This window comes from Geotalea uraniireducens Rf4 (assembly GCF_000016745.1).
In the GTDB taxonomy this organism is placed as follows: domain Bacteria; phylum Desulfobacterota; class Desulfuromonadia; order Geobacterales; family Geobacteraceae; genus Geotalea; species Geotalea uraniireducens.
Genome location: NC_009483.1, coordinates 3,606,805 through 3,615,178, shown reverse-complemented (window position 1 = coordinate 3,615,178; position 8,374 = coordinate 3,606,805). Strand labels below are relative to the sequence as shown.

7 protein-coding genes and 1 pseudogene are annotated in these 8,374 nt (G+C 49.4%); 1 reads left to right on the top strand and 7 read right to left on the bottom strand.

Annotation, left to right across the window (positions count from 1 at the left end):
• Positions 1 to 31: 31 nt before the first annotated feature.
• Positions 32 to 1,264, top strand: coding sequence for an ACP S-malonyltransferase (fabD, locus tag GURA_RS15740; RefSeq protein WP_011939925.1), 1,233 nt, complete (start codon positions 32 to 34; stop codon positions 1,262 to 1,264).
• Between the two features lie 95 nt (positions 1,265 to 1,359).
• On the opposite strand, the gene GURA_RS15735 is transcribed toward fabD, so the two are convergent.
• The 7 genes and pseudogenes from GURA_RS15735 to GURA_RS25410 form a co-directional block, all read right to left on the bottom strand.
• On the bottom strand, positions 1,360 to 2,880 hold the full coding sequence (locus GURA_RS15735; protein WP_011939924.1) for a DHA2 family efflux MFS transporter permease subunit: 1,521 nt from the start codon (positions 2,878 to 2,880) through the stop codon (positions 1,360 to 1,362).
• The gene (locus GURA_RS15730) at positions 2,877 to 3,881 is read right to left on the bottom strand and encodes an HlyD family secretion protein (protein ID WP_011939923.1); all 1,005 of its coding nucleotides are present in this window, start codon (positions 3,879 to 3,881) and stop codon (positions 2,877 to 2,879) included. Before GURA_RS15730 ends, GURA_RS15735 begins: the two co-directional genes overlap by 4 nt.
• Before the next feature lie 54 nt (positions 3,882 to 3,935).
• Positions 3,936 to 4,675 (bottom strand): annotated as a pseudogene (locus GURA_RS25205) (TolC family protein).
• Positions 4,648 to 5,250: a TolC family protein gene (locus GURA_RS15720; protein ID WP_041245501.1), complete on the bottom strand. Its 603-nt coding sequence runs from the start codon at positions 5,248 to 5,250 to the stop codon at positions 4,648 to 4,650. Before GURA_RS15720 ends, GURA_RS25205 begins: the two are co-directional and overlap by 28 nt.
• A 252-nt stretch (positions 5,251 to 5,502) precedes the next feature.
• Entirely contained in the window at positions 5,503 to 6,846 is a 1,344-nt protein-coding gene (locus GURA_RS15715) for a B12-binding domain-containing radical SAM protein (protein WP_049818938.1), read from the bottom strand.
• 702 nt (positions 6,847 to 7,548) lie between these two features.
• Positions 7,549 to 8,031, bottom strand: a complete 483-nt coding sequence (locus GURA_RS25415) for a transposase (RefSeq protein WP_407639314.1) — start codon at positions 8,029 to 8,031, stop codon at positions 7,549 to 7,551.
• Positions 7,991 to 8,365 carry a transposase gene (locus GURA_RS25410; RefSeq protein ID WP_407639313.1) on the bottom strand — a complete coding sequence of 125 codons (375 nt, stop codon included), beginning with the start codon at positions 8,363 to 8,365 and terminating at the stop codon, positions 7,991 to 7,993. The genes GURA_RS25415 and GURA_RS25410 overlap by 41 nt, the downstream gene beginning before the upstream one ends.
• Between the last annotated feature and the right edge of the window lie 9 nt (positions 8,366 to 8,374).

Below are 8,374 nucleotides of genomic sequence, written 5' to 3'. Positions count from 1 at the left end.
ATAAAAGTAACTCTATATTATGGAGGAAAATATGAAGACGTACATGTTCCCAGGTCAAGGCTCCCAACGAAAAGGAATGGGTGAGGGTCTTTTTGATCGTTTCCCGGCTATGACCAATATGGCGGATAGCATATTGGGATATTCGATCAAGGATCTTTGTCTGAACGATCCGGAACATAAGCTGAATAAGACCGAGTATACGCAACCTGCAATGTATATTGTGAATGCATTGTCATATGTAGGAAAGACACAAGATACTGGTGAAAAGCCGGATTTTTTAACCGGACATAGTTTAGGTGAGTATAACGCGCTCCAGGCTGCTGGAGTATTTAGTTTTGAAGATGGTGTCAGACTTGTTAAGAAAAGAGGGGAGTTGATGGGGCAAGCCAGAAATGGTGGGATGGCCGCTATTATAAACTCTACGGAAAATGAAATTCTCAAGATTTTGCAAGATGCGAATCTGTCCACCATCGATATCGCAAACCTTAACAGTTCAGCTCAAATTGTCATTTCCGGATTGAAGGAAGATATCAATAACTCTCAACAGTTTTTTGAAAAAGCAAAAATCATGTTTATTCCACTTAACACCAATGGAGCCTTTCATTCCCGTTATATGGAACAAGCTGAGAAGGAATTTAAAGAATACGTTGACAGCTTTACCCTTTTAGAGCCGCAAATCCCAGTAATATCCAATGTGACAGCGACGCCATACGACTCAAAAGCAGTCGTCCAAAACCTGACTCGCCAGATCACTAGCAGCGTTAGATGGAATGACAGTGTTATGTATTTGTTAGAACAAGGTGATATGGAATTTTTGGAAGTAGGTGTAGGAGACGTTCTCACCAAGTTAGTCGTCTCTATTAAGAGAGATTGGGCCTCCGCTAGGGAAAGCTCTAAGGAACTACCTGAACAAAAAGTCGAATCAGGCGCTGATAAAGTCGAGAATTCCAATCCAATCGTTAAAGCCGCAGATATTAGCGAAGAACCGATGCCCATCAGAGAAACAGCTGCCAAAATTTCTATACCAGATTGCGACGCTGAAAAGACAACAGCACTCAAAAACCCCTCACTTAATGGTCAAGAACTCGTTGAGCGCTGGAACCAAACCTATTCGGTGGGGAAAAGGGTTACCTCGGATATTTATGATATTGAGTTGGAAACCAAAACCGAAGCAATTCTGCTATTCGGTCATCGCGCCGCAGTTTATATGAAAGGCTATAATGGGTATTTCGATTTAAGAGAAGTGACACCTGTCAATGGTTGACCGCCCACATTCTGCCGCTGTTCGAAGACGGTGCTAAAGTGCCGGATGATTACCTCGGCGGAGCCATGTCTGATCATCCTGCATTTTAGTCTGCGTCAGTGCACTGATGGCGGTCCAGTGGGTGCATCAGTGCGCCGCATGAGAAATACGAACGGAAGAATGCACAGGGTTAGCAAACTCATTATCAGAAATGCATCGTTGAACCCCTGCGCCGTAGATTGCCGGACTAGTTCCCGGTAGATCACACCATCAGCGCCAGCAGGTGATATTCCCTGCACGCCCAAAAATTTTGCAATACTGTCATGGTAAGAGGTGTATCTGGAATCAAACGGAGACAAGTGACTCGCAAGCCGATTCTGATGCAATTGTGCCTGGCGTGAGACTATGGTTGCCGACAGCGCAATGCCCACGCTGGCGCCCAGGTTGCGGATCAGGTTGTACAGGGAAGTTGCTTCGGTCATGTCTTCACGCGGTATATGAGACAGCGTCATGGTCGTGAGCGGAATAAACGTGAGTCCCATTCCCAAACCGCTGGCCACCCGGGGCAAGACAAAGGTCCAAAAATCCGTGGCGAGGTTGAACTGCGACATCATATAGGTGCTAAGAGCGCAGACGGACACGCCCACGGCAAGGATGCGCTTTGGATCGACTACACTCACGAGTTTGCCTGTTATCGGCATGGCGATCATGGAGGCGATTCCGCCCGGGCCGAGCACCAGGCCCGCGTCCATTGACGTGTAACCCATCAGCATTTGCAGGAAGATGGGCAGCAGCACTATCCCCCCGAAAAGGTTCAAAAATACAAAGAATAGTACCATGCACCCACTGGTGAATGTCCGGTCCCTAAGTAATTTCAGATTCACGATCGGGCGGTCCGCGTAGTATTCGTTGATCACCAGCAGAACAAGTGCCACCACTGCAATAACGCCGAACGTCAGTATCAGATCGGAAGCAAACCAGTCCTCCCGCTCTCCTTTGTCAAGAATGAGCTGGAGCGACCCGAGTCCCACTGAAAGAAAAATGAGTCCCCAATAATCGATCTTCATTTTCTGCCGCTTCATGTAAGGCGGATCATGGATCACAACGATATTCAGGATAATGGAAAGGATGCCGATGGGGATGTTGATATAGAATATCCAGCGCCAGGACCAGGTGTCGGTAATCCACCCGCCGAGCAAGGGGCCCACGATGGGGCCCAGCATGGCTCCCATGCCGAAGATGGCCATTGCTGTGCCGTGCTTTTCACGCGGGAAACTCTCCAGCAGGATGGACTGGGAGAGCGGAATGAGCCCGCCGCCGCCGATGCCCTGGACGATCCGGAAGAATACCAGGCTCTGCAGGCTCCAGGCCGAGCCACACATGAATGAGCTAAAGGTGAACAATACGATGGAGCTGAGGAGATAGTTTTTTCTACCGATGAGCCGGGAGAGCCAGGCTGCCATGGGAATCACTATGGCATTCGACACGAGATAGGCGGTAATGGCCCAGGTGGATTCATCAAAACTCGCCGAGAGCGATCCTCGAATGTGGCCGAGCGACACATTCACGATCGAGGTGTCGATGATCTCGATCAGGCAGGGAATCATCACGGTCAGTGCAACAAGCCATGGATTCATTTTGCCAGTACCGTGGGCTCCGCGGACATGCCGATCCGCAGCACGTGTTTTTTGTCCATGCCTTCCGTGACGACGATCTTTACCGGGATACGCTGTACGACCTTCACGTAATTCCCTGTTGCGTTTTCCGCGGGGAAGGCCGAAAAAGTCACACCGGTTCCTGGCATGATGCTGTCGACTTTTCCCTTGAACTTTCTACCGGGATACGAGTCCACCGAGAATTCAACAGTCTGGCCCGGGCGGATATATTCAATCTGGGTTTCCTTGAAATTGGCGGTCAGCCAGATTTCGTTCGACCCCACCATCGCCATGAGCGGCTGACCCGCCTGGATCTGGTTGCCGAGCTGCACGGATTTTTTGGTGACGTACCCGTCCACCGGCGCGTAAATTTTCGTGTAATTGTAATTGAGCGCGGCCATTGCGGCGGTGGCTTTTTTTTCGTCGATGGTGAACGATTGGGTCAACTTCTGCGATTCCGTGTTCCTGAGCTGTTCTTCCGCTCCTTTTACTTGGGCCGCGGTAACCTCATACGCAGTCATGGCGCGTTCGTATTGGACGCGTGAGTAGACCTCTTTTTGGTACAGGTTCTCCGCACGGTTCTTTTCGATTTCTGCAAACTTAAAGTTAGCCCGCTGCAGATCAAGGGTAGCTTTAGCCGCCGAAATCCTCGTGTCGGCCTCGGAGAACTTGGCCCGTTCCGCACCCACGGCGGACGCTGCTTCCTGAAGTCGCACGGAATAATCTACGGGATCGAGTTCTATCAGGAGACTGCCTTTTTTTACCGGCTGGTTGTCCGTGACATTGACCGACTTCACGGTGCCGTTAATCTTCGCGGCGATCGTATGGATGTTGCCATCAATAAAGGCGTCGTCGGTGGAGATATGCGTCTTGCGGTATGACGAATAGAAATAGGTTGCGATCAGGCAAATGACCACAATGACACTGACTATCGCGAAAGCTTTCTTCTTTTTCCGACTATTTCCGTTCTGCTCTTCTGCCATTTTCTAACTTCTCCTAAGAAATGGGTACCCATGGCTCATTTCAATAGCTTGGAATCAATTTGAGATCGAGCTTGAGCTGGTTTCAGCTTTTGTACATTCTCCTGAACTCTTTGCCCATGGCATATAACAATCCGGCCTCGGCCCGTTCGAAGTCGTATTGTGCCCGCCACCAGTCGGTCTGCGCGGTTGATAGCAACGTAGGACCTCAATGGCTGTTCCCACGCCCTCCTGGTAGCGCAGCCGCTGGAGACGCAGGTTTTCCTCTGCTTGACCAACCGAGGTTTTCATGACCTCGATCCGCTGCGCAAAGCTTTGCAGGTCTTGGTGGGCGTTTTTGACGTCAAGCCGCACTGCGTCAACGACCTGCTCCCTGGTGAGCTGCAAAGCTGAAAGCTCTGCCTTTCCCGTGGCCATTTTTGCGCTGGTAGCCCCGCCGGAGGAAAGGTTGACGTCAGGCCTGCGATCATCGACCAGTTGTCCTCGTGCACAACGTACGAATTATCCTGGTGCTGATATCCTCCCTGAAGAAACAGGTCCGGGAGATACTCGGCACGTATAGACTTTAAATTTTCTACTTGCTCCTGGATCTCCGCATCGATCACCCTGATTTCGGGGCTCTCTGTCTCTGCCGTTGTCCATGCTTGTTCGAGAGTGATGCCTGCCGAAGGGGTCTTAGCGACCTCTACGGGCTGTACAGCATCGTTTAGGGGCCGCAGAAGCAAGCTGTTCAGACACGACGCGCGGAAGGACCGACGATTGTCCGCAATCAGGTACCGCTGGCGCGCATCAGCCATCTTGACGTCGGCTTCAAGGCCTCGTTCCGCGTGACAACTCCTCTGCCGAAGCGCGCATCGGCGTCTTTTTTGTGCGCCGCATAGCGCTGCACGTCCTCGTGTGCCACCTGCAGAAGCTTTTCCGCCTCCAACAGGTCGTAATATACGATGGTGAAGTCCAACGCTGACCGGTTTCGGGCACGCTGAGTCTCGATCTCCTTTGCCTTAAGAGCGTACTTTGCCGCACTGATGGATGAGGAGGTTTTCCCGAAGTCATATAAAATCTGTGTGGCGATAACGCCATAGGATAGGAAATCCTTGTTAGCGTTGGCGGCAGTAACCGTGCTTCCCGCAAAGGATATTCTTGCCTGGGGCTGGTGTCTGAGCCAGGTCTGGTTTACATACGCGTCTATTCGGGGAAGTAATGCTGAACGAGAAAGCCGTACACCTCCTTGGGCCGCGTCTTCGTAGGCGCGGGCGATCTTGACATCACGTCCCATCTCAGCCACTATTTTCAGTCCTTCATCCAGCGTAAGTGCTAGGGTCACCCCAGGAAGAACAAGAACCCCAAGGCACAACAAAAGCAGTCGATGCATTAAACCACCTCAAAACCAGCCTAATATACGACCCTGTGACTGATCGTTAATATGCTGCCCCTTCCCTGGAGTGCGAGTAATCGCGCTCGGTTAGTCATCCAGCCTGGCAGTTGCATATGCGTGAAAGCCCTTCAGTGCATCCCTTCGTATGTTTCTATGCCGCCCGTCGCTTCTCTCTCGAAAAAAACACCTGCCCTCGATGCCTGCCGGGTGGGTGATCCTTCATGGTCGTCGATTGAGACCGGTGCCTTGTTAGGCAGTTGTGTCAGGATACTTAATCGGGTTGTATTCATTGCCGCATTTTTTCATGAACAGATATCCGCGTCTGGTTCCGAGATTGATGAAAAGAGCTAAAATGGCCAGAAGGAACTGACCTCGTAACACCTTTCTCATGCTCCTCTTAAATAAAATCCATATCGAGGAGTTTTTCTGGTAAAGCCACCTGTAGCCTTTGTGTAACTCTTCTTGAGTCATGTTCTTAGGAATGAAATTGATCCCGTCATATACGTAATTGTCGTAATCAAAGCTAGTTATTCTGTTTTCTTTGATAAGGCGCTCTTGTAGTGCAGTCCCGGGATAGGGATACGGGACGTTGAATTGAATATGATCGAATTTCATCTCCTCCACAAAGCGGTGCAATCTTTTGAAAATATCAGCTTTGTCGTCATCCAAGCCGATGACAAAAGCTCCTTGAATCAGAATTCCGTACTTATGAGCTTCTTCAACAATCTTCTTAAATTCCTTGGGGTCATTCTGCTTCTTGTTGGAGTTTTTCAAGCTCTCTTCGTTGATTGATTCAAAACCGATAAACAAATGCTTGCATCCACTTTCAGCAGCATGTTTCAAAAAGCCTTCTCTGAGAGCAGTTTTTACGCCTGTTTGACTGGCCCAGCTCATTTTAAGCGGGGTTAGTTTGTCGAATAATTCTTTCGCGTGCGCAGGATTTGCTCCAATGTGGTCATCGACAATGAATACCCTCTGCGTTCTATCAAAGGTCTTTAGTTCTTCAATCACTTCATCGATAGGGCGATACCTGTATTTATTTCCCCAAAACTTTGTTGCCGAGCAAAATTCACAGTTGAACGGACAACCCCGGGTTGTCTGCACAAACTGGTAGCATAGATATCTTTCCCGATGATTTATCAGGTCAAATCTTGGCTTTTTCATGTTTTTCATATCGAAATACACATCTGCTTTGTAGGTCGGTTTCAGACAATTGTTTTCTGCGTCTTCCAGGATCTTTTCCCAGATCAGTTCTGCTTCACCGATTGCAACGGCATCACAATGTTCCAGGGCCTCCTCAGGCATTGCTGTAACATGTATCCCACCCATTACGACTTTTACGCCTCTTTTGCGAAATTCATCAGCTATCTCATAGCCACGTTTTACGGCAGCGGTGGCTGCGGTTATTCCAACTAACCCCAGGTTTTTCTCGTCAAAATTGATGTCATCATGTAATTCGTCGATTATCTCGATCTCGTGCTTCTCAGGAGTCAGCCCAGCGATAGCGCAGAGGGACCACGGCGGAATGTTAAACCTGGCACCTTGCCCTTTCGGTATCTTATGAGCTCTGGGTTGAACTAACAAAATTTTCATATTACCTCCAATGAATGGTGCTTATGCCAAGCACACAGTTTATAAACACTCTTCTTGTTTCTTCATATTTTCATTATCTATCATTCAGCCATTAGGATTCATCGTCATATAAGGGACCCCGCCATACCATTCGGATCTCACGCTCAAAGCGGCCCACCTTACTGATGCTGTTAGCACGCCCATTCTCCAAGCCAGTTTTGTAACCAATGAAAATATGAGGGCTAATCGTTGCCTCCTGCAGATTCATGCTTTCTCAGGCTCTTTGTTTTTCATAATTCTCGCTGATATTGTGAAGGAGTTGATACTCAGATCTGCGCGGATCACGTAAAAAAAATAGACCTGCAGCATCCTCCTGACTAACCCTACCAGAGCACTTCTTTTCCTCTCTGCCTTGATACACGTTCATGCAACTGCCGCAGCAAGCTGCTTTCGGCGCTCTTGCTCCCGAGAATCGCATACGCTCCCTGGATTGCCACTCTTCAGATTCCGCTGCGTCCTTCTCGGGTTATATGGCAATCCCCAGTTCTTTCTCCGTTGCTTCGCCCAAGCAGGTTGTTGAAATTCAAATAGATAAAACAGCTATTTTATGATATATTGCCGCGCGTAACTCACTGCTATTGTTGAGGAATGTTATGCGCGGATCAGACAGCAAAACAGAGGCATTGTTCACTTATGTGACACCACACTGCTGTCCCATAGCTTTCAAAGCAGCGCCAGCTGTGGGTTTGGCGTAATTTGAGGTGGTCGAAATAGGTGTTCCAGATTCCGCCGTGCGAACAAATTCAGTTGTAATAATCGCAACATCTGCTGCGCTGACAGCCCAAGCTTTGATTTGAACTTCAGCCATGCGAGCAGCAGATAGACGCACATTGCGATCCAGAGTTGAGTCTGCACAGCGTTCTCGGAAGTCCCCAGGAACGTCTTCACCTTCAAGTTCTGCTTGATCCACTTGAAGAACAACTCTATCTGCCACCGCTGCTTGTAAAGCTCTGCAATGATAAAGCTCTGCAATGACGTCGGCCTTCGGGTGGTGCACGTTGGTGATGAACCGGTACTCGTTACCGTCTTCGGCGTTGAACTGCACGAACCGCAGTCTCTCTTTGATGCCCTTAAGCGCGACTTCCTGGTCAACAACACCTTTGGCTTATTTGTCACGCCGTTTCTTGAAGTACTCGACGAAAGCATTGTCTTTGAGCCTTGCTACGAAGAAAATGCCCTCCTCCACGAGGGTCTGGTACCAAGTGTAGTCGGTGTACCCGCGGTCAAAGATGACGAAGGAACCGGCCGGCAGCTTCAAGGCTCTGGCCCAGTTAATTTCGTGCTCCTTGCCGGTCGTCATATCAAAGAATTCAGGCAAATAGCCGTCGGCAGAGAGGCCAACATGAAGCTTAATGGCTCCCTTCTTCTGCTGGTAAGTCGCCCAGGGAAAGACCTTCAGGTTTAGGTTGATGACCGTAGCGTCCAGTAGAAATAGCTTTGCATTCAGCTTGAAGCGACTCTTTGGGGGCGGTGGCTTCACATCGCCCCA

What these genes read in the sequence shown, in the direction of transcription:
- fabD (WP_011939925.1), top strand. Translation starts at nt 32, where the DNA reads ATGAAGACGTACATGTTCCCAGGTCAAGGCTCCCAACGAAAAGGAATG.
- GURA_RS15735 (WP_011939924.1), bottom strand. Translation starts at nt 2,880, where the DNA reads ATGAATCCATGGCTTGTTGCACTGACCGTGATGATTCCCTGCCTGATC.
- GURA_RS15730 (WP_011939923.1), bottom strand. Translation starts at nt 3,881, where the DNA reads ATGGCAGAAGAGCAGAACGGAAATAGTCGGAAAAAGAAGAAAGCTTTC.
- GURA_RS15720 (WP_041245501.1), bottom strand. Translation starts at nt 5,250, where the DNA reads ATGCATCGACTGCTTTTGTTGTGCCTTGGGGTTCTTGTTCTTCCTGGG.
- GURA_RS15715 (WP_049818938.1), bottom strand. Translation starts at nt 6,846, where the DNA reads ATGAAAATTTTGTTAGTTCAACCCAGAGCTCATAAGATACCGAAAGGG.
- GURA_RS25415 (WP_407639314.1), bottom strand. Translation starts at nt 8,031, where the DNA reads ATGCTTTCGTCGAGTACTTCAAGAAACGGCGTGACAAATAAGCCAAAG.